This is a genomic window from Streptomyces sp. MP131-18 (genome assembly GCF_001984575.1).
GTDB classification, from domain to species: Bacteria; Actinomycetota; Actinomycetes; order Streptomycetales; family Streptomycetaceae; genus Streptomyces; species Streptomyces johnsoniae.
The window spans coordinates 4897876-4922835 of the sequence record NZ_LZNS01000001.1 but is presented as its reverse complement, the minus strand read 5'-3'; the positions used below and the strand labels follow the sequence as shown (position 1 = coordinate 4922835).

General features: G+C 73.4%; 23 protein-coding genes. 10 read left to right on the top strand and 13 right to left on the bottom strand.

The genetic code is table 11. The features are described 5' to 3' along the window. Positions 1-94: 94 nt before the first annotated feature. The 6 genes from STBA_RS22390 to STBA_RS22365 all read left to right on the top strand — a co-directional run bounded on the left by STBA_RS22390 (position 95) and on the right by STBA_RS22365 (position 5601). Positions 95-1000: a hypothetical protein gene (locus STBA_RS22390; protein ID WP_077060958.1), complete on the top strand. Its 906-nt coding sequence runs from the start codon at positions 95-97 to the stop codon at positions 998-1000. 98 nt (positions 1001-1098) lie between these two features. Further along, on the top strand, positions 1099-2586 hold the full coding sequence (glmU, locus tag STBA_RS22385; protein WP_077060957.1) for a bifunctional UDP-N-acetylglucosamine diphosphorylase/glucosamine-1-phosphate N-acetyltransferase GlmU: 1488 nt from the start codon (positions 1099-1101) through the stop codon (positions 2584-2586). Positions 2587-2655: 69 nt separating this feature from the next. After that, a complete protein-coding gene (locus STBA_RS22380; protein WP_077060956.1) occupies positions 2656-3633 on the top strand; it encodes a ribose-phosphate diphosphokinase in 978 nt (325 codons plus the stop codon). A 218-nt stretch (positions 3634-3851) separates the two neighbouring features. Further along, positions 3852-4442 (top strand): 50S ribosomal protein L25/general stress protein Ctc, encoded by a 591-nt coding sequence (locus STBA_RS22375; protein ID WP_077060955.1) that lies wholly within the window; start codon positions 3852-3854, stop codon positions 4440-4442. Between the two features lie 34 nt (positions 4443-4476). Continuing rightward, positions 4477-5064, top strand: coding sequence for an aminoacyl-tRNA hydrolase (gene pth, locus STBA_RS22370; protein WP_171987758.1), 588 nt, complete (start codon positions 4477-4479; stop codon positions 5062-5064). Between the two features lie 42 nt (positions 5065-5106). Next, the gene (locus STBA_RS22365; RefSeq protein ID WP_077060954.1) at positions 5107-5601 is read left to right on the top strand and encodes a hypothetical protein; all 495 of its coding nucleotides are present in this window, start codon (positions 5107-5109) and stop codon (positions 5599-5601) included. 13 nt (positions 5602-5614) lie between these two features. Here the strand turns inward: STBA_RS22365 and STBA_RS22360 are convergent, their stop codons facing one another. Then, the gene (locus STBA_RS22360; RefSeq protein WP_077060953.1) at positions 5615-6913 is read right to left on the bottom strand and encodes an MFS transporter; all 1299 of its coding nucleotides are present in this window, start codon (positions 6911-6913) and stop codon (positions 5615-5617) included. Between the two features lie 43 nt (positions 6914-6956). Between STBA_RS22360 and STBA_RS22355 the strand changes: the two genes are divergently transcribed. After that, positions 6957-7979 (top strand): helix-turn-helix domain-containing protein, encoded by a 1023-nt coding sequence (locus tag STBA_RS22355; RefSeq protein ID WP_077060952.1) that lies wholly within the window; start codon positions 6957-6959, stop codon positions 7977-7979. A 30-nt stretch (positions 7980-8009) separates the two neighbouring features. On the opposite strand, the gene ppc is transcribed toward STBA_RS22355, so the two are convergent. Next, positions 8010-10706, bottom strand: coding sequence for a phosphoenolpyruvate carboxylase (ppc, locus tag STBA_RS22350; protein ID WP_253195264.1), 2697 nt, complete (start codon positions 10704-10706; stop codon positions 8010-8012). 318 nt (positions 10707-11024) lie between these two features. Between ppc and STBA_RS22345 the strand changes: the two genes are divergently transcribed. Together STBA_RS22345 and STBA_RS22340 are read left to right on the top strand one after the other, a co-directional pair. Then, positions 11025-12050: an acyl-CoA desaturase gene (locus STBA_RS22345; protein ID WP_077060950.1), complete on the top strand. Its 1026-nt coding sequence runs from the start codon at positions 11025-11027 to the stop codon at positions 12048-12050. Positions 12051-12057: 7 nt separating this feature from the next. Continuing rightward, positions 12058-12735 carry a TetR/AcrR family transcriptional regulator gene (locus tag STBA_RS22340; protein WP_077060949.1) on the top strand — a complete coding sequence of 226 codons (678 nt, stop codon included), beginning with the start codon at positions 12058-12060 and terminating at the stop codon, positions 12733-12735. Between the two features lie 106 nt (positions 12736-12841). On the opposite strand, the gene STBA_RS22335 is transcribed toward STBA_RS22340, so the two are convergent. The 3 genes from STBA_RS22335 to STBA_RS22325 form a co-directional block, all read right to left on the bottom strand. Then, entirely contained in the window at positions 12842-13246 is a 405-nt protein-coding gene (locus tag STBA_RS22335; RefSeq protein ID WP_077060948.1) for a rodlin, read from the bottom strand. Between the two features lie 137 nt (positions 13247-13383). Then, positions 13384-13734: a glyoxalase gene (locus STBA_RS22330; protein WP_077060947.1), complete on the bottom strand. Its 351-nt coding sequence runs from the start codon at positions 13732-13734 to the stop codon at positions 13384-13386. Between the two features lie 9 nt (positions 13735-13743). Beyond that, positions 13744-14574: a trans-aconitate 2-methyltransferase gene (locus tag STBA_RS22325; protein WP_077060946.1), complete on the bottom strand. Its 831-nt coding sequence runs from the start codon at positions 14572-14574 to the stop codon at positions 13744-13746. 88 nt (positions 14575-14662) lie between these two features. Between STBA_RS22325 and STBA_RS22320 the strand changes: the two genes are divergently transcribed. Continuing rightward, complete coding sequence (locus tag STBA_RS22320; protein ID WP_077060945.1) at positions 14663-15160, top strand: MarR family transcriptional regulator; 498 nt, start codon at positions 14663-14665, stop codon at positions 15158-15160. Positions 15161-15206: 46 nt separating this feature from the next. On the opposite strand, the gene STBA_RS22315 is transcribed toward STBA_RS22320, so the two are convergent. From STBA_RS22315 to STBA_RS22280, 8 genes are all read right to left on the bottom strand, one after another. Then, positions 15207-15887, bottom strand: a complete 681-nt coding sequence (locus STBA_RS22315) for a response regulator transcription factor (RefSeq protein WP_077060944.1) — start codon at positions 15885-15887, stop codon at positions 15207-15209. A 226-nt stretch (positions 15888-16113) separates the two neighbouring features. Beyond that, positions 16114-17250: a galactokinase gene (gene galK, locus STBA_RS22310; RefSeq protein WP_077060943.1), complete on the bottom strand. Its 1137-nt coding sequence runs from the start codon at positions 17248-17250 to the stop codon at positions 16114-16116. After that, positions 17247-18233: a UDP-glucose 4-epimerase GalE gene (gene galE, locus STBA_RS22305; RefSeq protein ID WP_077060942.1), complete on the bottom strand. Its 987-nt coding sequence runs from the start codon at positions 18231-18233 to the stop codon at positions 17247-17249. The genes galK and galE overlap by 4 nt, the downstream gene beginning before the upstream one ends. Beyond that, positions 18230-19282 (bottom strand): galactose-1-phosphate uridylyltransferase, encoded by a 1053-nt coding sequence (gene galT / locus STBA_RS22300; RefSeq protein WP_077060941.1) that lies wholly within the window; start codon positions 19280-19282, stop codon positions 18230-18232. Before galT ends, galE begins: the two co-directional genes overlap by 4 nt. 99 nt (positions 19283-19381) lie before the next feature. Then, a complete protein-coding gene (locus STBA_RS22295) occupies positions 19382-20059 on the bottom strand; it encodes a response regulator transcription factor (protein ID WP_077060940.1) in 678 nt (225 codons plus the stop codon). Positions 20060-20095: 36 nt separating this feature from the next. Next, positions 20096-21976 (bottom strand): PQQ-binding-like beta-propeller repeat protein, encoded by a 1881-nt coding sequence (locus STBA_RS39320; protein ID WP_171987756.1) that lies wholly within the window; start codon positions 21974-21976, stop codon positions 20096-20098. A gap of 222 nt (positions 21977-22198) precedes the next feature. After that, positions 22199-24022 (bottom strand): ABC-F family ATP-binding cassette domain-containing protein, encoded by a 1824-nt coding sequence (locus STBA_RS22285; protein WP_077060939.1) that lies wholly within the window; start codon positions 24020-24022, stop codon positions 22199-22201. Then, complete coding sequence (locus STBA_RS22280) at positions 24015-24950, bottom strand: 4-(cytidine 5'-diphospho)-2-C-methyl-D-erythritol kinase (protein WP_077060938.1); 936 nt, start codon at positions 24948-24950, stop codon at positions 24015-24017. The genes STBA_RS22285 and STBA_RS22280 overlap by 8 nt, the downstream gene beginning before the upstream one ends. Between the last annotated feature and the right edge of the window lie 10 nt (positions 24951-24960).

The following is a 24960-nucleotide window of genomic DNA, read 5'->3' as shown; positions in this document are numbered from 1 at the left end:
GGGGGCGATCCGGCGCCTTGCCGGCCGGGCGCCGTCCGCCGCTCGCTGATCGGATGCCCCTTTGAAGACGGACCCTAGCGGGGACCCTTTCCCCATGACGGATTTCGGCATGGCGCGTGGCCGTGGATACCGGCCGGCGCAAGTGGACCGGGTGCTTGCGCAACTGACGGCGGACCGGGATCTGGCGTGGCGCCGGGTGGCCGAGCTGAGCGCGCGGGTCGAGGAGCTGACCGGCGAGGCCGCGCGGCTGGCGGCCGTGGTGGCGGCGCTGCCGCCGCCCGCGTTCGACACGCTGGGCAAACGGGCCGCCGAGCTGCTCGCCGAGGTCGAGGCGGAGGCCGCGGAGTTGAGCCGTGCCGCGGACGCGGAGGCGTCGCGGCTGTTCGACGCGGCCGTGGCGACGGCCGCCGCCCTGCGCGACGCGGCGCGGGCCGACGCGGCGCGCCGCCGCGGCGAGGCGGACGCGGCGGCGGACGGCGTGGTGGCCGCGGCGCAGGCGGCGGCGGCGCGGCTGATCGGCGACGCGCGCGCCCAGGCGGACGCGCTGCGGGCGGAGGCCGAGGGGGTGCTCGCCGGGGTGCGGGAGCGCTGCACGCGGCTCGCGGAGCAGCAGCGGCGGGAACAGGCCGCGGCGCAGCGGGCGTTGGACGAACGGCTGGCGGCCGGTGAGCGCGTGGTCGAGGCGCGGGTCTCGGAGCTGACGGCGCGCGCGGAGCGCACGCTGGCCGAGGCGCGCCGCGGTCTTGAGGAGGCGGAGGCGGAGGCCCGCGCGCGGGAGGACGCGGCGGAGGCACGGCGCACGGAGCTGCTGGCGGACGCCCGCGTGCGCAGGCAGCGCGTGGAGCGGGAGAGCGAACGGCTGGCGGAGGAGCTGGCCGAGGAGTCCGAGCGGGTGCGGGCGCACCTGGACCACATCCGCACCACGCTGGCGGCGCTGACCGGCAGGACCCCGCGCCGCCGGGCGCCGCAGGACCCGGAGGCCCCGAACGACAGGGCCTAGCGGGGCCGGCGGGCGGTGCGGCCCAGGTCAGGGGGGCGGGCCCGGGGGCGTCGGTATCCTCGTGAGTCCCGATCCCTGGACCGAAGGACGCGATCTTCGTGAGCTTCATCCGCCCGGCAGCCGTCATCGTTCTCGCAGCGGGCGAGGGGACCCGCATGAAGTCCGCGACGCCCAAGGTGCTGCACGACATCTGTGGCCGTTCGCTGCTGGGGCACGTGGTGGCCGCCTGCCGCGAACTGACGCCCGAGGAGCTGGTCGTGGTGGTGGGCCACGGCCGGGAGCAGGTGACCGCGCACCTGGCCCAGGCGGACCCCGGCGCGCGCGCCGCGGTGCAGCACGAGCAGCGCGGCACGGCGCACGCCGTGCGCGCCGGGCTCGGAGCGCTGAACGGCGCGGACGGCGCGGACGGCGCGGACGGCGCGGACGGCGTCGCCGGGACGGTTCTCGTGACGTGCGGGGACATCCCGATGCAGACCCCGGAGACGCTGCGGGCGCTGGCCGAGGCGCATCAGGCGCAGGGCAACGCGGTCACCGTGCTGACGATGGAGCTGCCCGACGCGACCGGGTACGGCCGGGTGCTGCGCGGTCCGGACGGTTCGGTCACGGAGATCGTGGAGCACCGGGACGCCTCGGGTGCGCAGCTCGCGGTGCGGGAGGTCAACTCGGGGGTCTTCGCGTTCGACGGACGCCTGCTCGCCGAGGCGCTGGGCCGGGTGGGTACGGACAACAGCCAGGGCGAGGAGTATCTGCCCGACGTGCTGCGGATTCTGCGCGACGAGGGCCACCGGGTGGGCGCCGAACGGGCCGCGGACCACCGGGAGCTGGTGGGCATCAACAACCGGGTGCAGCTGGCGCAGGCCAGGCGGATGCTGAACGACCGGCTGCTTGAGCGGGCCATGCTGGCGGGGGCGACGATCGTCGATCCGGCGACGACGTGGATCGACGCACAGGTCACGTTCGAGCCGGACGCGCTGGTGCACCCGGGCACACAGCTGCTCGGCGCCACGCACCTGGCCGCGGGCGCGGAAGTGGGCCCGGGCTGCCGCCTCACGGATACGGTGGTGGGCGCGGGCGCGGTGGTGAGCAACACGGTGGCGGAGAGCGCCGAGATCGGGGCGGAGGCGCACGTCGGCCCCTTCGCCTATCTGCGGCCGGGTACGGTCCTCGGCCGGGCGGCGAAGGCGGGGACTTTCGTGGAGATGAAGAACTCCTCGATCGGCGAGGGCACGAAGGTGCCGCATCTCTCGTACGTCGGCGACGCGACGATCGGCGATCACACGAACATCGGTGCGGCAAGCGTGTTCGTCAACTACGACGGCGAGGCGAAGCATCACACGACGATCGGTTCCTACTGCAAGACCGGCTCGGACAATATGTTTGTGGCACCGGTCACGGTAGGGGACGGTTCGTACACCGCGGCGGGCTCCGTGATCACCAAGGACGTGCCACCGGGGTCACTCGCGGTAGCCAGGGGCCAGCAGCGGAACATCGAGGGCTGGGTCGCGCGCAAGCGCCCCGGCACCGCGGCCGCACAGGCGGCCGATGCGGCTCTAGCTGCGACGGAGCACAAGGAGGAGCCGAAGTGAGAGGGGCGTACCGTAGAGGTGCCCCGGTGGGGTGAACGAGCGCCGACGCGGATGCCAAGGAGACGTACTGTGACCGGGATCAAGACGACCGGCGAGAAGAAACTCATGCTCTTTTCCGGCCGCGCCCACCCGGAGCTGGCGCAGGAAGTCGCCGGCGAATTGGGGGTGGGACTGGTCCCCACCAAGGCCCAGGACTTTGCGAACGGCGAGATTTACGTACGCTTTCAGGAGTCGGTGCGCGGTGCCGACTGTTTTCTGATGCAGAGTCACACGGCGCCGATCAATAAGTGGATCATGGAGCAGCTGATCATGATTGATGCGCTGAAGCGGGCGTCCGCGCGCAGCATCTCCGTGATCATTCCCTTCTACGGCTATGCGCGGCAGGACAAGAAGCACCGCGGCCGGGAGCCGATTTCCGCGCGGCTGATGGCGGACATGCTGAAGACGGCGGGCGCCGACCGCATCATCACCATGGACCTGCACGCCGACCAGGTGCAGGGCTACTTCGACGGCCCGGTGGACCACCTGTTCGCGCTGCCTCTCCTCACCGAGTACATCGCGGGCCGGGTCGACCGGCAGAAGCTCACGGTGGTCTCGCCCGACGCCGGGCGGGTCCGGGTCGCGGACCGGTGGGCCGACCGGCTCGCGGCGCCGCTGGCGATCGTGCACAAGCGGCGCGACCCGGACGTGGCCAACCAGGTCACGGTGCACGAGGTCGTCGGCGACGTGCGCGGCCGGGTGTGCGTGCTGGTGGACGACATGATCGACACCGGCGGCACCATCTGCGCGGCGGCGGACGCGCTGTTCGCCAACGGCGCGGAGGACGTGATCGTCGCGGCCACGCACGGCGTGCTCTCCGGCCCGGCCGCCGACCGCCTGAAGAACTCGAAGGTGAGCGAGTTCATCTTCACCAACTCCCTGCCCACGCCCCGGCAGGTGTCGCTCGACAAGATCACCGTGCTGTCCATGGCCCCGACGATCGCCAGGGCGGTCCGCGAAGTCTTCGAGGACGGCTCGGTCACCAGCCTTTTCGAGGGCGACGCGTAGGGCCCGCGGCCGGCCGGGCCGCCGGCCGGGCCGCCGCCGTTTTCCGTGGCGGCCCGGCCGGCGGGTACACTCGCCGGGTTGCTCGGCGAGGGAGGGCCCCGGTGGCTCATCCGTTATCGACGCGCTCCTTGTGGCAGGTCCTGTCCGGGCCGGGTGACGCTCAGAGCCGTTCCCGGCTTTCCGATCCGGCCCAGTTCCATCCGAGGAGTGCAGCAGCCATGGCTGATGTGAAGATCACCGCCGAGCCCCGCTCGGAGTTCGGCAAGGGCGCGTCGCGCCGTATCCGCGCCGTCGGCAAGGTGCCGGCCGTCATCTACGGGCACGGCGCCGAGCCCGTGCACGTGACGCTGCCGGGCCACGAGCTGATGATGGCCCTCAAGACGTCGAACGTGCTGATCACCCTGGATGTCGAGGGCCGCCAGGAGCTGGTGATCCCCAAGGCCGTCCAGCGCGAGGCCATCCGCGGCTTCCTCGTCCACATCGACCTGCTGACCGTCAAGCGCGGCGAGAAGGTCACCGTCGAGGTCCCGGTGCAGACCGAGGGCGAGCTGGCCCCGGGCGGCGGCCTGATCGAGCACGTGCTGAACGCGCTGCCGGTCGAGGCCGAGGCCACCCACATCCCCGAGTTCTTCACCGTGTCCGTCCAGGGCCTGGAGACGGGCGCCTCCGTGCTCGCCAAGGACGTTCCGCTGCCGGCCGGCACCACGCTGGCCATCGACGGCGAGGACGTCGTGCTCCAGGTGCTCCAGCCGCAGGCCGAGGAGCCGGCGCCGGAGGGCTCGGCCGCGGAGGGCGAGACGGGCGCCTGAGCCCGGTCCGGCGGAAGGCGGCGTAGGGAAGGCTGTGATCGTGGACGAACCCTGGCTCATCGTGGGACTCGGCAACCCCGGGCCGCAGTACGCGGGCAACCGGCACAACGTCGGCTTCATGACCGCCGACCTGCTCGCCGACCGCATCGGCGGCACGTTCAAGTCCCACAAGGCGCGCGCGATGGTGCTCGAAGGGCGCCTCGGCGCGCCGGGCGCGGGCGGGCCGCGGGTCGTGGTGGCCAAGCCCCTCTCGTTCATGAACCTTTCCGGCGGCCCCGTCTCGGCGCTGTGCGCCTTCTACCGGGTGCCGCCCGACCGCCTCGTCGTGATCCACGACGAGCTGGACATCGGCTACGGCGTGCTGCGGCTGAAGCGGGGCGGCGGGGACAACGGGCACAACGGCCTGAAGTCCGTGACCGCCTCGCTCGGCCGCGACTACTTCCGCATCCGCTTCGGCGTCGGCCGGCCGCCGGGGCGCATGGACGTGGCGGCGTACGTGCTGCGGGACTTCGCCACGGCCGAGCGCAAGGAGCTGGACTACTTCGTGGACCGCGCGGCGGACGCGACCGAGGCGCTGGTCACCCAGGGTCTCGAACGGGCGCAGAGCGCCTACAACAGCTGACGGGCTTGACCGCGCGTACGCCTGTGGCCAAAGATCTGCGGCATGTCGTCCGCCGTTGCGAAGCGCAGCCGCGTCCGCCGGGCCGGGGAGCGCGCGTTCGGGGCGCTGCTGCTGGCACGGCTGGCCGTCATGTGGCTGCTGGCCCTGCTGCTCGTGGTCGCCGGTGCCTGGGCGTCCTTCGACACCGCGCGCCACTCCGTGGTCACCGACGGGCGGGAGCGCGGCACGATGCTCCTGGCGGACTGCGACCGCCAGTCGTGCCGCGGGCCGTTCGACGGGACCGGCGAGACGGTCGTGCTGGAGCAGACCGTGGCCCGGCAGGAGGGCGAGCACCTGGCGGTGGCGCTGATCCCGGGCGGCGACGAAGTGGTGCGCACCGGCTGGGCCGGTGCGCTGTACGGCAGCCTGCCGCTGTTCGGCGCGCTGCTGCTGGCCTCCCTCGTCATCGGCGGCGGCCTGCGCATGTACCGCACGGCCGCGTCGGCCGCCGCGGCGGCGCTCGCGCTGATCGCGGCGACGTTCGCCCTGTGGATCTGACCCAGCACACCACCTACGCGGCGGGGCGCGGGGGGCGGTGGACCGCCATGACCAGGATGGCCGCCGCCGCGCAGAGACCGCCCGCCGTCGTCCAGGCCAGGTCGTAGGAGCCGGTGGCGTCGCGGACCAGGCCGGCGCCGAACGCGACGAGCGCGGCCCCGAGTTGGTGGGAGGCGAGCACCCAGCCGAAGACGACGCCGCCGTCGGCGCCGAAGTGCTCGCGGCACAGGGCGATGGTCGGCGGCACCGTGGCCACCCAGTCGAGGCCGTAGAAGACGACGAACAGCAGCATCGGCGGGTGCACGTTCCCGGCCATCAGCATCGGCAGGAACAGCAGCGACAGGCCGCGCAGCCCGTAGTAGACGGCCAGCAGCCGCCGCGCGTCGTACCGGTCGGTCAGCCAGCCGGAGCAGACCGTGCCGACCAGGTCGAAGATCCCGATGAGCGCGAGCAGCGAGGCGGCCACCGGAACGGGCATCCCGTGGTCGTGGGCGCCGGGCACGAAGTGTGTGCCGATCAGCCCGTTGGTGGAGGCGCCGCAGATCGCGAACGAGGCCGCGAGCAGCCAGAACACGCGGGTGCGCGCGGCGCGGGCGAGCGCGCGCAGCGTCCGCCTGGCCGCGCCGGGCGGCACGGGCGGCGGTGCGGTCCAGTCCGCGCCCGCGCCGTAGGGCCGCACGCCCACGTCCTCGGGCCGGTCGCGCAGCAGCCACACCACCAGCGGCACGACGGCCACCGCGCACGCGGCGATGGTGAGGGAGGCGAACCGCCAGCCGGGGCCTTCGGCGAGGATGCCGACCAGCGGCAGGAAGACCAGGTTCCCCGCGGCGCCCCCGGCCGTCAGGATGCCCGTGACCAGGCCGCGCCGCGCGACGAACCAGCGCCCGGCGACGGTGCCCGCGAACGCCAGCGCCATGGAGCCGGCGCCGAGCCCGACGAGGACGCCCCAGCACAGCACGAGTTGCCACTGGCTGGTCATGAAGACGGTCAGCCCGCTGCCCGCGGCTATCAGCAGCAGTGCGCCCGCGACGACGCGGCGGATGCCGTACCGCTCCATCAGCGCGGTGGCGAAGGGCGCGGTGAAGCCGTACAGCAGCAGGTTGACGGAGACGGCGAACGAGATGCTGCCCCGCGACCAGCCGAACTCCTCGTGCAGCGGGTCGATGAGCACGCCGGTCGCCGCGCGGAAGCCGGCCGCGCCGATCAGCACGAGGAACGCGACGGCGGCCACCCACCAGGCCGGGTGCACGCGGGGCGGGGCCGTGCGACGACGTCGCGCGGCGGCGGCGGTGGGTGCGGCGGTCCTGGTCACCCGCCGATCCTGCGGCACGGGCCCGGCCGGAACGAGTGGCCCGATGGCCATCATGTGCAAGGATCGGGCCATGAGCGTTTTCGGTCCGACGGGCCGCCACCGGGTCGCCGTGCTGGTGCGGCACGGGCTGCTGCCGATCGAGCTCGGCATCCCGCACCGCATCATGGGCATGGCGAAGTCGGCCTCGGGCGCCCGGCTGTACGACGTGGTGACCTGCGCGGTCACCCCGGGCACCGTGCGCACGGACGCGGACTTCGCCGTCGAGGTGCGGCACGGCCCCGAGGCGCTCGCGGAGGCCGACACCGTGATCGTGCCGGCCGCGCACGAGCGGGACGAGACGTACGGCACGGACCGGCTGCCGGCGCCGCTGGCCGCCGCCCTCGGCCGGATACGGCCGGGCGCGCGCATCGCCTCGATCTGCACCGGCGCGTTCGTGCTGGCCGCCGCCGGGCTGCTGGACGGCCGCCGCGCCACGACGCACTGGGCGGCGTGCGACCGGTTCCGCGCGCTGTTCCCGCGGGTGCGGCTGGACCCGGACATCCTCTACGCGGAGGACGGCCACGTCCTGACCTCGGCGGGCGTCGCCACGGGGATCGACCTGTGCCTGCACATGGTGCGCACGGACTTCGGCGCGGCCGTGGCCAATGCGGTGGCCCGCCGCACCGTGGTCCCGCCGCACCGCGACGGCGGGCAGGCACAGTTCGTCGAACGTCCCGTGCCCGCCCCCCGGGTGCACTCCACCGGCCGGGCCCGCGCCTATGCGCTCGCGCACCTGGACCGGCCGCTGCCGCTGGCCGAGCTGGCCGACCAGGAGGCGATGAGCGTGCGGACGTTCACCCGCAGGTTCCGCGAGGAGACCGGGGTGTCGCCGCAGCGCTGGCTGACCGGGCAGCGCATCGAACGGGCCAGGCAGCTGCTGGAGGACAGCGACCTGCCGGTGGACCGCATCGCGCACGCCTCTGGCTTCGGCACCGCGGCGTCGCTGCGCCAGCACCTCCAGGCCGTCCTCGGCGTCTCGCCCACCGCCTACCGCCGCACGTTCCGCACGTTCCGTGCGGGCGACTGACGGCGGGCGGGACGCGAAAGGACCGTTCCGTCAGCCGGTGTTGCGCAGCCCGGCGGCGACGCCGTTGACCGTGAGCAGCAGCGCGCGGGACAGCAGCTGGTCGGGCTCCTCGCCGCGCGCGGCAGCCTCCCGCTGCCGGTGCAGCAGCGTCACCTGGAGGTAGGAGATCGGGTCCAGGTAGGCGTCGCGGATGCGCAGGGTGCGCTGGAGCGCGGGGCTGGCGTCCAGCAGCTCCTGTTCGCCGGTGATGCGCAGCACTTCGGCCACGGTCAGCGCGTGCTCGGTCTCGATGGTGTGGAAGACGTGCTTCAGCTCGTCGGGCACCAGCGTCTCCACGTAGTGCCTGGCGATACGCAGGTCCGTCTTGGCCAGCGTCATCTCCACGTTCGCCAGGAAGTTGCGGAAGAAGTGCCAGTGCTCGAACGCCTCGGCGAGCACATCCTCGAGCCCGGCCTCCCTGGCGGCCCGCAGCCCGGAGCCCACGCCGAACCAGCCGGGCACGATCTGCCGCGACTGCGTCCAGCCGAAGACCCACGGGATGGCCCGCAGCCCGTCGAGCCCAGCGCCGCTGTCGGGGCGGCGGGAGGGGCGGGAGCCGAGGTGCAGGTCGGCGAGCTGGTCCACGGGGGTGGAGGCGAAGAAGTACGCGGGCAGGTCCCGGTCCTCGACCAGCCCGCGGTAGGCGGTGTGCGCGGCCTCGGACACGGTGTCCATCGCCGCGTCCCAGCGGGCCAGCGCCTCCGTCGACTGGCGGGGCGCGGTGTGCAGCGCGGACGCCTGGAGGGTCGCGGACACCGTCAGCTCCAGATTTTCCCGGGCCAGGGACGGCACGAGGTACTTGTCGGAGATGACCTCGCCCTGCTCGGTGACCTTGATCTCGCCCTCCAGGGTGCCCCACGGCTGCGCGAGGATCGCGTCGTGCGTGGGGCCGCCGCCGCGGCCGACGGTGCCGCCGCGGCCGTGGAAGAGGCGCAGCCGCACCCCGTGCCGGTGCGCGACGTCGCGCAGCCGCCGCTGGGCGCGGTGGATCTCCCACTGCGAGGTCGTGATCCCGCCGAACTTCGAGGAGTCGCTGTAGCCGAGCATGACCTCCTGCACGTCGTCGCGCAGGGACACCAGGCGGCGGTAGGAGGGGTCGGAGAGCATCGCGTCGAGCAGCTCGTCGGCGATCCGCAGCTCGTCGGTGGTCTCCAGCAGCGGAACGATGCCGATGCGGGCCCAGCCCGCGTGCAGGTCGACGAGGCCTGCCTCGCGGGCCAGCACGGCCGCCGCGAACACGTCGTCCGCGCCCTGGCACATGGAAATGATGTACGACTCGATGACTTCGGGCCCGAAGGTGTCCAGCGCCCGGCGCACCGTCGAGAAGACCCCCAGCGTCTTGGCGCCCGCGGCGTCGAGCGGGGCCGGAGTGGGGGCGAGGGGGCGGCGCGAACGCAGCTCCCTGGCCAGCACCTTGAGGCGGTATTCGCGCGGCATGTCGGCGTACCGCCAGGACTCCTCGCCGAGCCGGTCGAAGAGCTGCCCGAGCGCGTGGTGGTGGGCGTCCGCGTGCTCGCGCACGTCCATCGTGGCCAGCTGGAGGCCGAACGCGGCCAGCGTCCGCATCAGCCGTTCGAGACGCCCGTCCGCGATCAGCCCGCCGCGGTGCTCGCGCAGCGAGGTCTGCACCAGCCGCAGGTCGTCCAGGAGGTCGCCGGTGCCGCGGTAGTCGCGGCCCGGCACGTGCGGGCTGTCGTCCTTGAGCCTGGCCCTGGTGTTGACCAGCTTCTGCCGGACGCAGGTGACCTTCAGCCGGTACGGCTCCTCCGCGTTCAGCCGCTTGTACCGCGGGGTGATCTCCGGCAGCGCCGCCAGGTCGCGCTCCAGCGAGTCCAGCAGCTCCTGCCCGGCGCCGCTGTTGCGGATGGAGTTGGACAGCGCGCCGCGCAGCTCGTCGATGTGCGCAAGCGCGCTGGAGATGCCGTGCTCGTGCTGGAGCAGCAGCACGTCCCAGGTCACGCCGGGCGTGACGTTCGGATTGCCGTCGCGGTCGCCGCCGATCCACGTACCGAACGTCAGCGGCCTGCTGCCCGTGGGCAGCGGGGCGCCGGCCCGCTCCAGCTCGGCGCCCAGGTCCTCCAGCACGTCCCCGACGGCGCCGGCGTGCAGCTCGTCCAGGTAGTACACCGCGTTGCGCGCCTCGTCGGCGGGCTCGGGACGGGCCACGCGCAGCTCGTCCGTCTGCCAGATGAGGTCGATGTTCTCGGCCAGCCGCAGGTCGGTGCGCCGCCGGTCGCCGCCGTGCTCGGACTCCGGATGGTCGAGCAGCTCGGCGATCTTGCGGAGCTTGGTCAGGACGGACCGGCGGGCCGCCTCGGTGGGGTGCGCGGTGAACACCGGGCGCACACCCAGGTTGGCCACGGTCTGCCGCAGGTGACCGGGGTCGGCGTCCTTCAGCATGTCCGCGGTGCGCGACAGCTCCCCGCCCTCGGCGGCCCGCCGCTCCCGCAGCTCGCGGCCGCGGTGCACCTGCTCGGTGACGTTGGCGAGGTGGAAGTAGGTGGAGAACGCGCGCACCAGCTTGGCCGCGGTCGCCAGGTCGGTGTCGCCGAGCAGGGTGGCGGCGGCCTCGCCGTCGCTGCGGGTCAGCGCCCTGACCTGCTCGACGAGATCGAGCAGGTCCTGCCCGTCCTGCCGGACCAGCGTTTCGCCGAGCAGGTCGCCGAGGCGGCGGATGTCGGCGCGCAGCGCGCTGCTGCTCTCCGGCGCCCCCTTGGCGTCCGGTACCTCGGCCTTGGTCGGCGGCTGCGGGTGGCTCTGGCTGTCGGGACTGCTCACGGCGGCTCCTCGTGGCGGACTCGGATGGCTGGTCGTTGGCACGTCGCGGACCGCGCTGTCCGACATGCACCATCGTAATGAGGCGGGGCTACGGCAGGGTCACATCGTGTCGCCGGGGAACAAGGACATGGTGACCACGAAGCGAATGGCGATACTTACGTTGCCGTAGGTTACGGTCCCGTAGGTGGCTGAAGCCTTCCTTGACATGCCCTCCCCGAGGAACCGCCCATGCCCGCATCCCCAGGTCCCGTACCCGCCCCGCGGCAGACGACGCCCGCGGCGGACGAGTTGCCGCTTTCCGGAACGCTGGGCGGCGAGCGGCGCCGTTCGGTGGAGCAGATCACCCTGCTCCTCTTCATCACCGTCCCCTTCCTCGCCCTGCTCGCGGCCGTGCCGCTGGCCTGGGGCCGGGGGGTGAGCCTGCTCGATCTCGCGCTGCTCGCCGTCTTCTACTTCATCGGCTGCCACGGCATCACGGTCGGCTTCCACCGATACTTCACGCACGGCTCGTTCAAGGCGAAGCGCCCGCTGAAGATCGCGCTGGCCATCGCCGGGTCGATGGCCGTGGAGGGCCCGCTCGTGCGCTGGGTCGCCGACCACCGCAAGCACCACAAGCACTCGGACGCCGAGGGCGATCCGCATTCGCCGTGGCGGTACGGGGAGACGGTGCCCGCGCTGATCAAGGGCCTGTGGTGGGCCCACATGGGGTGGATGTTCGATACCGAGCAGACCCCGCAGCACCGTTACGCGCCGGATCTGCTCAAGGACCAGGACCTGCGGCGGGTCTCGCGGCAGTTCGTGCTGTGGACGACGGTCTCGCTCGGGGCGCCGGCGGTGATCGGCGGTCTTGTCACCTGGTCCTGGCAGGGGGCGGTGAGCGCGTTCTTCTGGGGCTCGCTGGTGCGCGTGGCGCTGCTGCACCACGTCACGTGGTCGATCAACTCCATCTGCCACGCCACCGGCAGGCAGCCGTTCAGGTCGCGTGACCGTTCGGGCAACGTGTGGTGGCTCGCGGTGCTGTCCTGCGGCGAGTCCTGGCACAACCTGCACCACGCCGATCCGACGTGCGCGCGCCACGGCGTGGACCGCGGGCAGCTGGATTCGAGCGCCCGGATGATCCGCTGGTTCGAGAAGGCCGGCTGGGCGTACGACGTGCGCTGGCCGAAACAGTCACGTATCGATGCCAAGCGGAACACTCCTGACACAAAGCGGGGGGAAAACCGGAAAGAAACGTCCGGCGTCCACGCGGCATGATGGGGAGGTGGCGACCGACAACAGCATCAAGAGCAGTGACAAGGAACGGCCGGCGCGCCCCGCGCGGCGGACCCGCCGACGGATGACCGGCACGGAGCGCCGGGAGCAGTTGCTGGACATCGGACGCACGCTGTTCGCCGAGCGCGGCTTCGAGGGCACGTCGGTGGAGGAGATCGCGGCCAAGGCCGGGGTCTCCAAACCCGTGGTCTACGAGCACTTCGGCGGCAAGGAGGGGCTTTACGCGGTCGTCGTGGACCGCGAGATGAGCCGGCTGCTGTCCATGGTGACCGGCGCGCTGACCGCGGGCCACCCGCGTGAGCTGTGCGAACAGGCGGCGTTCGCCCTGCTCGACTACATCGAGCAGTACACCGACGGCTTCCACATCCTGGTGCGGGACTCGCCGGTGGCGCAGTCCACCGGGACGTTCGCCTCGCTCATCGGGGACATCGCCACGCAGGTCGAGGACATCCTGGGGCAGGAGTTCGCGGCCCGCGGCTACGACCAGAAGATGGCGCCCATATACGCGCAGGCGCTGGTCGGGATGGTGGCGCTGACCGGCCAGTGGTGGCTGAGCGTGCGCAAACCGGAGAAGGCCGAGGTGGCGGCGCACCTGGTGAACCTGGCCTGGCACGGGCTCCAGGGGCTCGAACACCGCCCGACGCTGGTCGGCCGCCGCCGGACATGAGGCGACCCCCTCTCCGGCGGTGCCGGGGAGGGGGTCGTCGGGTGCGGACCACCGGTCAGAAGGCCGAAGAACCCGGCGTCCGCGGACCAGTCGGCCTCGCGGCCGGTCAGTGGCTGCTGGCGCCGTTCTCGGACAGGATCGGGATGTCCGACAGGACGTGCGACAGCGGGTCGTCGCCGTCGACCTGCGTCGAGTAGTCCGAGCAGTTCTGCGACGGCTCGCTGTTGAGCAGGTCCTGAACCGCGACGCCGATGATCGGCACCTGGACGTCGATCTGCTGGATCGGGATGCAGAACTTGTTGAACGAGCCGTTGATCAGGCCGATCTGCGGGCTCATGTAGCCACCGGTGGTGGTGTTGCCGTACGCCTGCACCGACCCGTTGCCGTTGGCGGAGTTGGCGGTGCCGTGCTCGTCGTCCCCGCCGACGGCCATGGCGGGGGCGGCGGCGATGCCCGTGGCGCCGAACACCGAGGCGGCGACGGCGACCGTGGCAAGCGACTTCTTGATCACTGGCTTGTCCTTCCGGGTACTTGGGATGCCCTGTTCATTGGAGCGACCTGCACAACGCGTCTGGGCGGATTCGGTTGCCGCCGTTCACCCGAATCGCCCAATCTTGTTGCTCATTCAGCCGGTGTTGACGAATGGGCTCAGCGGGCGCGTTCCAGGAACTCCAGCCGGTTGCCCACCGGGTCCCAGGCGTGGAAGCGCCGGTGGCCGGGCAGATCGCCGTCCCAGGTCACCGGGCTGCGGTGGGCCTCGATCCGGGCGGCGAGCGCATCGATCCCCGTCACGGTGATCCCGGGGTGCGCCTTACAGGCGGGCCGGAACTCCCGCTGGACGCCGAGGTGCAGCACGCGGCTCCCCGCCGCGAACCAGCAGCCGCCGCGACCGGCGAGCCCCGGCGGCTCGGGCAGCTCGGCCATGCCGAGGACGCCGCCGTAGAACGCGCGCAGCGCGTCCTCCGCGCCCGCGGGCACGGCGAGCAGCACGTGGTCCAGGCCCGGGCATCACCGCGCCGCCCCTCGCCTGCGGGCGACGGCGAACACTCGCCGGAAGGGGAAGAGGGTGCCGTGCGGGCCCGCGGGGTAGGCGGCGCGCAGCACCTGCCGGTACTCGGCCAGGAAGGCGTCGCGCGCCTGGGGATCGTCGTGCAGGACGGTCAGCACCGGGCGCAGCCCCGTGCCGCTCATCCAGTCGAGGACCGGGTCCTCGCCGGGCAGCAGCTGCAGGTAGGTCGTCTCCCAGGCGTCGGGCGGGCAGCCGAGGGCGGCCAGCGCCTCGAAGTACCCGGCCGGGGTCAGGACGGGCTCGGCGTCGCGGAGCACCCCGGCGAGGCGCGTGCGCCAGCGCGGCCCGGCGGCCAGCTCGCGCAGGAGCACGTGGCTGGGGGCCCCGTGGTTGCCCGGCACCTGGAAGGCGAGCACCCCGCCGGGGGCCAGGGCGTCGAGCCAGCCGGCGAACCGTTCCACGTGCTCGGGCACCCACTGGAACGCGGAACTGGACACGATGAGGTCGAACGTTTCACCGGGCCGCCAGTCGGTGAGGTCGGCCCGCTGGAAGGCGAGCGTGCCGGTGCCGCCGGGCACGGGTCCCGCGTGGGCGGCGGCCTCGGCCAGCATGGCGGGCGAACTGTCGTAGCCGGTGATGCGGGCGGCCGGCCAGCGCTCGGCGAGCAGCAGGCTGGGGCGTCCCGGCCCGCAGCCGAGGTCGGCGATGCGCGGTGCCGCGGGCAGCGGGGGGATGCGGGCCATCAGGTCGTACAGCGGCCGGGCCCGGTGGCCGCTGTGCCGCTCGTACTGGGCGGGGTCCCACGTGGGCGAAGGGGTCGCATGAGGCATGGCAATGATCCTGATACCGCCAGTATCTTGATGTCAAGAGGCTCTATGTCGTGAGACTTCATGTCGACACAACTACTAGACTGGACGCATGGAGGACGAGGTTGACCGGCTGGTGGCTGCCTGGCGGCGCGAGCGCCCCGATCTCGACGTGGAGCCGCTGGAGGTGCTCAGCCGGGTCAGCCGGCTGGCCCGCCACCTCGACCGGGCCCGCCGGCTGGCCTTCGCCGAGCACGGGCTCGAGTCGTGGGAGTTCGACGTCCTCACCGCCCTGCGCCGGGCCGGCAGCCCGTACCAGCTGTCCCCCGGGCAGCTCCTCACCCAGACGCTCGTCACCTCCGGCACCATGACCAACCGCATCGACCGGCTGGCCAAGCGCGGCCTGGTCGAGCGGCAGCCCGACCCCAGCGACCGGCGCGGCGTCCTGGTCAGCCTCACCGACTCGGGACGGCGCCACGCGGACGAGGCCCTGGCCGGGCTGCTGGCCCAGGAGCGCGCACTGCTCGGGGACCTCACCACGGCGCAGCGCCGCGAGCTGGCCGCCCTGCTGCGCGCGCTCACCGCCCCGTTCGACAACACCCCGGTCTGACCGGACATCCCGCGCGGGGCGGCCGCCGGCGCGGGCCGCGGCCCCGCTATTCCACGGGGGGAATGCCCGCGCGGCGGGCCAGGGCCACGGCGGCGAGGGTGGAGTGCACGCCGAGCTTGCCCAGCACGTTCTGCATGTGGGTGCGGACGGTGTGCGGGGAGAGGAACAGGCGCTCGGCGACGGCCTTGCGCCCCAGGCCCGCCAGCATGCAGCGCAGCACCTCAAGTTCGCGCGGGGTCAGCGACTCGACGAGGCGCTGGTGCTCGGTGCGGTGGTGGCGGTCGCGGTGCAGTTCGCGGAGCACGCCCGTGAGGAGTGCGGGCGGCACGTGGGTCTCCTCGCGGAGCACGCCGCGGACCACCTGGAGCAGGCGGGCGAGGGAGCTGTCCTTGGCGACCCAGCCGCAGGCGCCCGCGGTGAGGGTGCGGGCGGCCTGCCGGGCGTCATCATCTGCCGCGAGCATGACAGGGTGGAGGCCGGGAAAGCGTTCGCGCGCCGCGGTGAGCAGCGACTCCTCGCCCGGCGCCGCACCGTCCAGATCGACGTCGAGCAGCAGCACGTCGAACGCCGGCTCGCCGTTCGGCCGGCCGCGCCCCAGCAGATGCAGGGCTGCGGGCACGCTGCCGACGGCAGTCGCCTCGACGTCCTGCTCCGCGGTGAGCGCGGTGGCGAGCGACTCGGCGAAGATCCGGTGCCCGTCCACGACCAGCACCCGAATACGGTCCACAGCAGCCCCTCGGCTTGAACAACGGGCTCGGCGGGCGCGGCGCCCGGGGCCGCGGCCCCGGGAGGGCCGCACGGCCGCCGCCGCGCGGCACGGTGCCTGGCCGTGGGCGCCGCACCCACCTGTCTCGCCCCCTGAACAGCACCGGCCCCCACCGGTGCTGTCCTTCAGACTACGGCCGAGGGGCTGAGGAGGAAGTGGTTTCGCCGAAGAGCCGATATCGAAGCGATCACAGTGGGAGCCGCTGGGCGCCCGGCGAGGGGATCGCCTCGAAGATGCGCGGGGGGCGATGCCCCGCGGCGCCGAAGGCGTCCGTGACCGCCGCGCCGATCGCGCCCGCCGCGGCCTCGTCCACCAGCACGATGGCGGAGCCGCCGAACCCGCCGCCCGTCATCCGCGCCCCCAGCGCCCCCGCGGCGCCGGCCGCCGACACCACCAGGTCCAGCTCGGGGCAGGAGACCTCGAAATCGTCGCGCAGCGAGGCGTGCCCCTCGGTCAGCACCGGGCCGATCTCCCGGGCCAGGCCCGCGTCCAGCAGCTCGATGACGCGCTCCACACGCCGGTTCTCGGTGACGACGTGCCGCACGCGCCGCCGCACGACCGGGTCCGCCACGCGCTCCAGCGCGTCCGCGAGCTCCGCGTGGGGCACGTCGCGCAGGAACGGCACGTCCAGCGCCTTGGCGCCCGCCTCGCACTCCGCGCGCCGCCGCGCGTAGGCGCCGTCGGCGTGCGCGTGCTTCACCCGGGTGTCCACCACCAGCAGGCGCAGCCCTTCCAGGACCATCGCGAACGGGACCTGGCGGCGCTTCAGGCCGCGGGTGTCCAGGTACAGGACGTGCCCGGCAAAGCAGCAGGCCGAGGCCATCTGGTCGAGAATCCCGCAGGGCATGCCGACGAAGTCGTTCTCCGCCCGCTGCGACAAGCGCGCCAGCTCCTCGGGTTCGAGGCCGAGGCCGTTCAGATCGCTCAGCGCCAGCGCCGTGACCACTTCGAGGGCCGCGGAGGACGAAAGGCCCGCGCCGGTCGGCACGTCCGAGTCGAAGAGGATGTCCGCGCCGCCGATCTCGTGCCCCGCCTCCGCCAGCGCCCAGGCGACGCCCGCCGGGTAGGCCGCCCAGCCGGGCACGCCGCCGGGCGCGAGACCGTCGAGGGCCACCTCGACGGTCCTGCCGTCCGTGCCGAGGGAGTGCACCCGCAGCGTGCGGTCCGCGCGGCGGGTCACCGTCGCGCGCGCGGTGTGCGGCAGCGCGAAGGGCATCACGAAGCCCTCGTTGTAGTCCGTGTGCTCGCCGATCAGGTTGACGCGGCCGGGCGCGGCCCACCGGCCGTCCGGCGCGGCGCCGAACAGCTCCTCGTGCGTGGTCATGCGTCGTTCCCTCCGGAGGCGTCGCGCCGGGCGAAGGCCCAGGCATCGGCCACGATGTCGGCCAGGTCGGTGCGGGTGGGGTGCCAGCCGAGGCGCTCCCTGGCGCGGTCGGCCGAGGCGACGAGCGCGGCCGGGTCGCCCGCGCGGCGCGCGGCGGGCGTCTCGGGCACGGGATGGCCGGTCACCCGGCGCACGGTCTCGATGACCTCGCGGACGGAGAAGCCGTTGCCGTTCCCGAGGTTGCACACGAGGTGCTCGCCAGGCCTGGCCGCGGTGAGGGCCAGCAGGTGGGCGTCGGCGAGGTCGTCGACGTGGATGTAGTCCCTGATGCAGGTGCCGTCCGGCGTGGGGTAGTCGGTACCGAAGACGGAGACCGACTCCCTGGTGCCGAGGGCGACTTGGAGCACCAGCGGGATGAGGTGGCTCTCCGGGTCGTGCCGCTCGCCCTGGAAGCCGGCGTCCGAGGAGTGGGCGCCCGCGACGTTGAAGTAGCGCAGCGAGACGGCCGCCAGGCCGTGGGCGGCGCATTCGCCGCCGATCATGTGGTCGACGGCGAGCTTGGAGGCGCCGTACGGGTTGCCCGGCGCGGTCGCGGCGTCCTCGATGATCGGCACGGTCGTGGGCTCGCCGTAGACGGCCGCGGTGGAGGAGAAGACGAGGGTGCGCACCCCGGCGTCGCGCATGGCCCGCAGCAGCTCGACCGTTCCGCCCACGTTGTTGCGCCAGTACTTCTCCGGGTCGTTGACGGACTCGCCGACCTGCGAGAAGGCGGCGAAGTGCAGCACTCCGTCGTAGGACGCGTCCAGGAGCTTGCCCGCATCCTGAACGCGCCCCTCGACGAACTCCGCGCCGGCCGGGACGCCGGCGCGGAAGCCGGTGGACAGGTCGTCGAGCACGGTCACCGCATGGCCCGCGGTCAGCAGGTGCGCGGCCACCACGCCGCCCACGTATCCCGCGCCGCCCGTCACCAGGTACTTGCTCATCGGCTCGCCACCTCTCGCAGCCGGTCGGCCGCCGCCTCCGGCAGAACATCGTTCACGAAAGCACCCATGCCCGACTCGGAACCGGCCAGGTACTTCAGCTTGCCCGGACTGCGCCGGATGGTGAAAAGCTCCAGGTGGAGGGCGAAGTCCTCCCTGGTCTCGATGCCGAACGGCGCCTGGTGCCAGCCGGAAATATAGGGCGTCGGCGGGGCTTCGGGCCCGAAGATGCGGTCGAAGCGCCGCAGCAGCTCCAGATAGACCCCGGGGAACTCCGCCTGCTCCTCGGGGCCGAGCCCGATGAGGTCCGGCACCCGGCGCCGCGGGTACAGGTGGACCTCGTAGGGCCAGCGCGCGGCGTGCGGCACGAAGGCGGTCCAGTGCGCGGTCTCCAGCACGATCCGCCGGCCGTCGGCGCGCTCGGCGGCGAGCCGTTCGTCGTAGAGGTTGGCGCCGGTACGGGCCTTGTGCTCCGCGACGCTGCGCAGCGCGCGCCGGGTGAACGGCGTCACGAACGGATAGCCGTAGATCTGGCCGTGCGGGTGGCCCAGGGTGACGCCGATCTCGGCGCCGCGGTTCTCGAAGCAGTACACCTGCGTGACGCCGGGCAGCCGGGACAGCTCCGCGGTGCGGTCGGTCCAGGCGTGGAGCACGAGGGCGGCCTGTTCCTCGGTGAGCGAGGCGAACGACGCGTCGTGTTCCGAGGTGAAGCAGACGACCTCGCAGCGCCCGGAGGTGCCGCTGAAGGAGGGGAAACGGTTCTCGAAGACGGCGACCTGGTAGCTGTCGGCGGGTATCTCGCTCAGCTGCTCGCCCCGGGAGGGGCACAGCGGGCACTGGTCGGCCGGTGGGTGGTAGGTGCGCGTCTGGCGGTGGGCCGCGTAGCCGACGCGCTCGTCGAGGAGCGGGTCGTGGCGGATCTCGGCGGAGGCCTGGACGGGCGGGAGCGGGCGGCGGTCGGGGGAATCTCGGACGGCGTCGCCGGCGTCGTCCCCGGCGTCGTAGTAGATCAGCTCGCGGCCGTCGGCCAGCCGGGTCGTGGTTCTCTTCATCACCCAATCCAGATCCAGCGCACTCAAACAGAAACCAACATAAGGAAGCATACCGTTGTCGTGCGCGTCAACGTCCTGGAGAAGAGCGGCCGCCCGGCCTCAGGGCCGACGGGCGGCGGGCAGGTGTTCGATCAGGCCCGTGCGGACCGCGAGCGCGGCGGCTTCGAGGCGGGAGGCGGTGCCCAGTTTGGTCAGCAGCCGCTGCACGTGGGTGCGGGCGGTGCTCGGCGCGACGCCGAGCCCGGCCGCGATGCGCCGGGTGTCCTCGCCCTCCACGATCCGCACCAGGACGTCGGCCTCCCGCTCGGTGAGCAGCGCCGCGAGCCGCGCGCCCTCGGCCTGGGCGCCGGACCTGGGGTTCAGCAGTTCGGCGAACGCCTCGCGCAGCAGTTGCGGCGCCACCGCCGCCTCGCCCGCCTTCGCCTTGACCATGGCGCGTTCCACGCCGTCGATGCGCTCGTCGTGCCGCACGTAGCCCCGCGCGCCCGCGGCGAACGCCGCCGCGACGCCGCGCGGGCGGGGCACGGGGCCGAGCACGATGACGGCCACGCGCGGGCACTCGCGCCGGATGCGCAGCACCGGGTCGAGCGCGCCGGGGGCGTCCGGCTCGAGCGAGCCGAGCAGCAGGACATCCGGCTGCTTGCCCACCACAAGATCGGCCGCCCGGCCGATGGGTGCGCCGGCACCGAGCACCCGGTGCCCGCGCACCCGCAGGGCCGAGGCGAGTGCCTCGGCGACCAGCCTTCTGTCGTCGACGACCACGACCCGTACGCTCATCACGTCTCCCGCCATCGCAGTCGCCGCCCGGCCTCGTTACCGGTAGACGAGGGCCGAACGGACCTCCGGTGCATCGCTGCTGTAGAACGACCGGTTGGCCAGCACGAGCGTGTTGTTCTGCCAGAGAAGATGCTGATCGTGCACGAAAATGCCCGCCATGAGCGCGTACTCCTGGGGGCGTGCCGCCCGGTCCAGCGCCATGATGGGCCTCGCCTCCTCCGTCTCCGGATCGATCGCCACCACCATGCCCTCCAGGGCGTCACTGGCTACCTGATACGCCAGGATCTGGCCGTCCTGCACACCGAACGGCAGGATCTGGCCACCGTTGATGGCCGGCACCTCGTACAGCGGCCGGCCCGTGCTCAGGTCGAACGCCTCCACCGCGTTGTCCCCGTAGGGCACGTTGCTGGGCAGGTAGAGGAAGCCCTCGTGCTCGACGCCGAGCCAGCAGTTGTCGAACGTGCCCGTTTCGCACGGTGTCAGGTGCCGGTTCGTGTCGAAATCCAGCTCCGTCACGATCTCCTGGTAGTTCTCGTCGACCACCAGCAGGCGCGTGGTGTCCGGCGCCATCAGATCCTCGCCCACGGTCGCCTGGACCACGAGCGGATCGACCGAGACGACCGAGTCGACCTCGAACGGCTCCTCCTCGTACGTCGCCTCGTACGGCCACTCCCACAGCTCTTCACCGGCCGCGTCGGTGGCGCGGATGCTGCCGCCCTCGTCCCCGGCGAAGCCGCAGGTGAGCTGCGAGACGAACATCTCGTCGACCACCGTGTACGCCGACTCGCGGCACTCCGCGGACGACTGCGGCTGCCAGATCATCTTCTCCTGGCTGATGCTGAACCCGAGGCCCGCGACGCCCGTGCCCACCGCCACCGTGTCCCCCAGAATGGCGGGAACGGAGTCCGAGTAGGTCGGCCACTCCGACTCGATCGGCACCGTCATCACCTCGGTGCCCGCCACGATGTCGACGACCGTCAGCACCTCGCAGTCCCGGCCCTGGAGGAGCGCGATGCGGTTCTCCGAGACGTTGCGCGAGGGCAGGCAGTCCCCGCCGGAGAACTCGAACGGCAGGCTCCAGTTCTCCGCGCCCGACTCCAGGTCGTAGGACACCAGCGCGTCCGGCGTGACCCGGACGAACGCGTCCTCCGTCAGCCAGGTGCCGCGCGCGTCGATGATGCTCTCCTCCTCGGAGACCTCGGGCGACGGCAGCTCCCAGGCCAGGCCCGCGGCGATCGGCTCGCTGGGCAGCGGCTCGCCGCCGTCCGCCGTGTCGCCGCCCTCGCCGCCCTCACCTTCCTCGGCGTCGCCGCCCTCGCCGTCCCCGCCCGCGTCGTCCTCCGCCGTGGTCTCCTTGTCGTCGCCGGACAGCAGCCAGACGGCGCCACCGCCGCCGACCAGCAGCGCGAACGCCGCGACCGCCGCGATGATGACGAGCCGCCGGTTCCCGCCCCGCCGGCCGCCGGAGCCCTTCGCGGGCCCGGGCGGCGGGGGCGGGCCGCCCGGGGGCCCGCCCTGCGGCGCCCCGGCCCAGCTGCCGGTCGCCGCGCCGTACGGCCCCGGCGGGGTCGGCGCGCCGAAACCGGCGCCGTCGGTGGGCGCCCCGGCCGGCTGGTAAGGCGACTGGTAGGGGGAGGCGCCCGTGGGCTGCGGCTGCTGCGGATACCCGTAGCCCGGCTGGCCCGGCGCGCCGCCCGGCACCGCGGGCGGCGCGGACGGCGGCGTGCCGGGCGCCGGCCCGCCACCGGGCGGCGGCATCGGAACACCGGCGCCGAGCGTGGGACTGTGCGCGCCGGGGGCGGGCGGTCCGGCCGGCGGGCCCGCGGGCGGCGGGCCGAACCCGCCGTTCGTTCCCTCGCCGCCTGGCTCGGGCGGCGGCGCGGAGGGCGGGTTCGGCGGTGGCGGCGGCTGTGACATGAATCCCCCTGGCCCGCCGGCCACGGCAGCAGCACCCCGTGGCCGGTGATCAATGGTCGGTGTTCTGTGGTCGGTGGTCGCGGCCCGCGCGTGTGCGGCCGCTACTCCTTTGGAGCGAAGCTCTTTCTACCATCGGACACCGGTGCGGTTCCTCCGGTTCCGCTTCCGCCCCCGCCGGACGCGGCACGGAACGGGCGCGGAACGGAGGCGCCGCGGCGCTTCCTAGGCGCCCTCCGCCAGCTCCAGCCAGCGGGTCTCCAGGTCGTCCCGCTGCCCCGCCAGCTCGCGTAGCCGGGCGTCGAGATCCGCCATGCGCGTGAAGTCCGTTGCGTGCTGGGCCATTTCGGCGTGCAACTCCGTTTCCTTCGCTCCGATGCGGTCCAGTTGCCGCTCGATGCGCTGGATCTCCTTCTGCGCCGTGCGCGACAGCTGCGCGGGTTTCGCCGCCGGGGGCGCGGCCGACGCGGAACGGGCGGGCGGCGCGGGAGCGGGTGCGGACGCGGCCAGCCGCGCGCTGCGGCGTTCCAGGTACTCGTCGATGCCGCGCGGCAGCATCCGCAGCGCGCCGTCGCCCAGCAGCGCGTACACCTGGTCCGTGGTGCGCTCCAGGAAGTAGCGGTCGTGGCTGATGACGAGGAGCGAACCGGGCCAGCCGTCGAGCAGGTCCTCCAGCTGCGTGAGGGTCTCGATGTCCAGGTCGTTCGTCGGCTCGTCGAGGAACAGCACGTTCGGCTCGTCCATCAGCAGCCGCAGAATCTGGAGCCGCCGCCGCTCGCCGCCGGAGAGGTCACCGATCCTGGTCCACTGCCGCTCCTTGCCGAAGCCGAAGCGCTCGCACAGCTGCGAGGCCGTCATCTCGCGGCCCTTGCCGAGGTCGACGCGGGCCCGGACGCGCTCCACGGCCTCGAGCACGCGCCAGTCCGCGTCCAGCTCGTCCACCTCCTGGGAGAGGTGCGCCAGCCGCACCGTCTTGCCGACGGTGATCCGGCCCGCCGCGGCGCTGCCCGCGCGCAACGCGCGCAGCAGCGAGGTCTTGCCCGCGCCGTTGACGCCGACGAGCCCGACGCGGTCGCCCGGTCCCAGCTGCCACGTCAGGCCGGTCAGCAGCTCCCGGCCGCCGGCGGCGACCGTGACGTTCTCCAGCTCGTACACCGTCTTGCCGAGCCGCGCGCCCGCGAAGCGCGTCAGCTCCGCTTCGTCGCGCGGCGGCGGCACGTCGGCGATCAGCGCGTTGGCGGCCTCGATGCGGAACCTCGGCTTGCTGGTGCGGGCCGGGGCGCCGCGCCGCAGCCAGGCCAGCTCCTTGCGCATCAGGTTCTGCCGCCTGGCCTCCTCCCCCGCCGCGATGCGTTCGCGCTCGGCGCGCGCGAACACGTAGTCGCTGTAGCCGCCGTCGTACGCGTGCACCGCCCCGCGCTGCACGTCCCACATGCGGGTGCAGACCTGGTCGAGGAACCACCGGTCGTGGGTCACGACCACCAGCGCGGAACGGCGGGCCCGCAGGTGGCCGGCCAGCCACGCGATGCCCTCGACGTCGAGATGGTTGGTCGGCTCGTCGAGCACGAGCAGCTCCTGCTCGGCGATGAGCAGCTTGGCCAGCGCGATGCGCCGCCGCTCCCCGCCGGACAGCGGCCCGATGACCGTGTCGAGGCCGTCGGGGAAGCCCGGCAGGTCGAGACCGCCGAAGAGGCCGGTCAGCACGGACCTGACGGCGGCGCTGCCCGCCCACTCGTGGTCGGCGAGGTCGCCGATGACCTCCTGCCTGATCGTGGCCGCGGGATCGAGGGTGTCCGACTGGGTGAGGACGCCGGGCCGCAGGCCGCCGGAGAGCGTGACGCGGCCCTCGTCCGGGGGCTCCTGACCGGCGATGACGCGCACGAGCGTCGACTTGCCGTCGCCGTTGCGGCCCACGACGCCGATGCGGTCGCCCTCGCCGACACCCAGCGAAACGCCGTCGAGGACCGCGCGGGTGCCGTACACCTTCCGGACGGACTCCAGGTTCGCCAGGTTCCTGGCGGGCTTGGCGGGCTTGGCGGGTTCAGGCATGGGACTCGATGGTAGTCGCCCCGGCCACCCCCCCCGTCGTCGCGCGGGCGGTGCGGCAGGTGCCGCTGTCCGCCAGCGACGCGGCGAGCGACGCGGCGGCCGCCGCGTCGGCGGCCAGGAACGCGCAGGTGGGACCCGAGCCGGAGACGAGGCCGGCCAGCGCCCCGGCCTTCTCGCCCGCCGCGAGGGTGTCCGCGAGCGCGGGGCGCAGCGAAAGGGCCGCGGGCTGGAGGTCGTTGGTGAGCGCGGCGGCCAGGGCGCGCGCGTCGCCCGCCTCCAGCGCGGCCAGCAGCGCCGGGTCGGCGGCGGGCGCGGGCACGGGCGACCGGCCGCGCAGCCGGTCGCAGGCGCGGTAGACGTCGGGGGTGGCGAGGCCGCCGTCGGCGAGCGCGAACACCCAGTGGAACGTGCCGCCGACCGGCAGCCCGGTCAGCCGCTCGCCGCGGCCGAGGCCGAGCGCGGCGCCGCCGACCAGGGCGAACGGCACGTCGGAGCCCAGCTCGGCGCACAGGGCCAGCAGTTCGGCGCGCGGGGTCGCCGTGCCCCACAGGGCGTCGCAGGCCAGCAGCGCCCCGGCGGCGTCCGCGCTGCCGCCCGCCATGCCGCCCGCGACGGGAATGTCCTTGTCGATGTGCAGGTGCACGTCGGGATCGCGGCCGTGGTGCGCCGCGAGCAGCACGGCGGCGCGTACCGCCAGGTTCCCCGCGTCGAGGGGAACGCGGTCGCTGCCGGGCCCGGTACAGCTGACGCGGGGGGTGCCGGGTGCGGCCGGGGCGCCCGGGGTGGCGGTCACGCGGTCGTGGATGTCGACGGCGAGGAAGACGTTCGCCAGGTCGTGGAAGCCGTCGGGCCGCGGCGGGCCCACGGCGAGCTGGACGTTGACCTTGGCGGGGACGCGGACGGTGACGGACCGCTGGGGCTTTGACACCGGACCGATT

Excerpts from the sequence above, each read along its gene's own strand:
- STBA_RS22390 (WP_077060958.1), top strand. The coding sequence starts at position 95 with ATGACGGATTTCGGCATGGCGCGTGGCCGTGGATACCGGCCGGCGCAA.
- STBA_RS22375 (WP_077060955.1), top strand. The coding sequence starts at position 3,852 with ATGGCTGATGTGAAGATCACCGCCGAGCCCCGCTCGGAGTTCGGCAAG.
- STBA_RS22365 (WP_077060954.1), top strand. The coding sequence starts at position 5,107 with ATGTCGTCCGCCGTTGCGAAGCGCAGCCGCGTCCGCCGGGCCGGGGAG.
- STBA_RS22355 (WP_077060952.1), top strand. The coding sequence starts at position 6,957 with ATGGCCATCATGTGCAAGGATCGGGCCATGAGCGTTTTCGGTCCGACG.
- STBA_RS22345 (WP_077060950.1), top strand. The coding sequence starts at position 11,025 with ATGCCCGCATCCCCAGGTCCCGTACCCGCCCCGCGGCAGACGACGCCC.
- STBA_RS22325 (WP_077060946.1), bottom strand. The coding sequence starts at position 14,574 with ATGCCTCATGCGACCCCTTCGCCCACGTGGGACCCCGCCCAGTACGAG.
- STBA_RS22320 (WP_077060945.1), top strand. The coding sequence starts at position 14,663 with ATGGAGGACGAGGTTGACCGGCTGGTGGCTGCCTGGCGGCGCGAGCGC.
- galK (WP_077060943.1), bottom strand. The coding sequence starts at position 17,250 with ATGACCACGCACGAGGAGCTGTTCGGCGCCGCGCCGGACGGCCGGTGG.
- galE (WP_077060942.1), bottom strand. The coding sequence starts at position 18,233 with ATGAGCAAGTACCTGGTGACGGGCGGCGCGGGATACGTGGGCGGCGTG.
- galT (WP_077060941.1), bottom strand. The coding sequence starts at position 19,282 with ATGAAGAGAACCACGACCCGGCTGGCCGACGGCCGCGAGCTGATCTAC.
- STBA_RS22295 (WP_077060940.1), bottom strand. The coding sequence starts at position 20,059 with ATGAGCGTACGGGTCGTGGTCGTCGACGACAGAAGGCTGGTCGCCGAG.
- STBA_RS39320 (WP_171987756.1), bottom strand. The coding sequence starts at position 21,976 with ATGTCACAGCCGCCGCCACCGCCGAACCCGCCCTCCGCGCCGCCGCCC.
- STBA_RS22285 (WP_077060939.1), bottom strand. The coding sequence starts at position 24,022 with ATGCCTGAACCCGCCAAGCCCGCCAAGCCCGCCAGGAACCTGGCGAAC.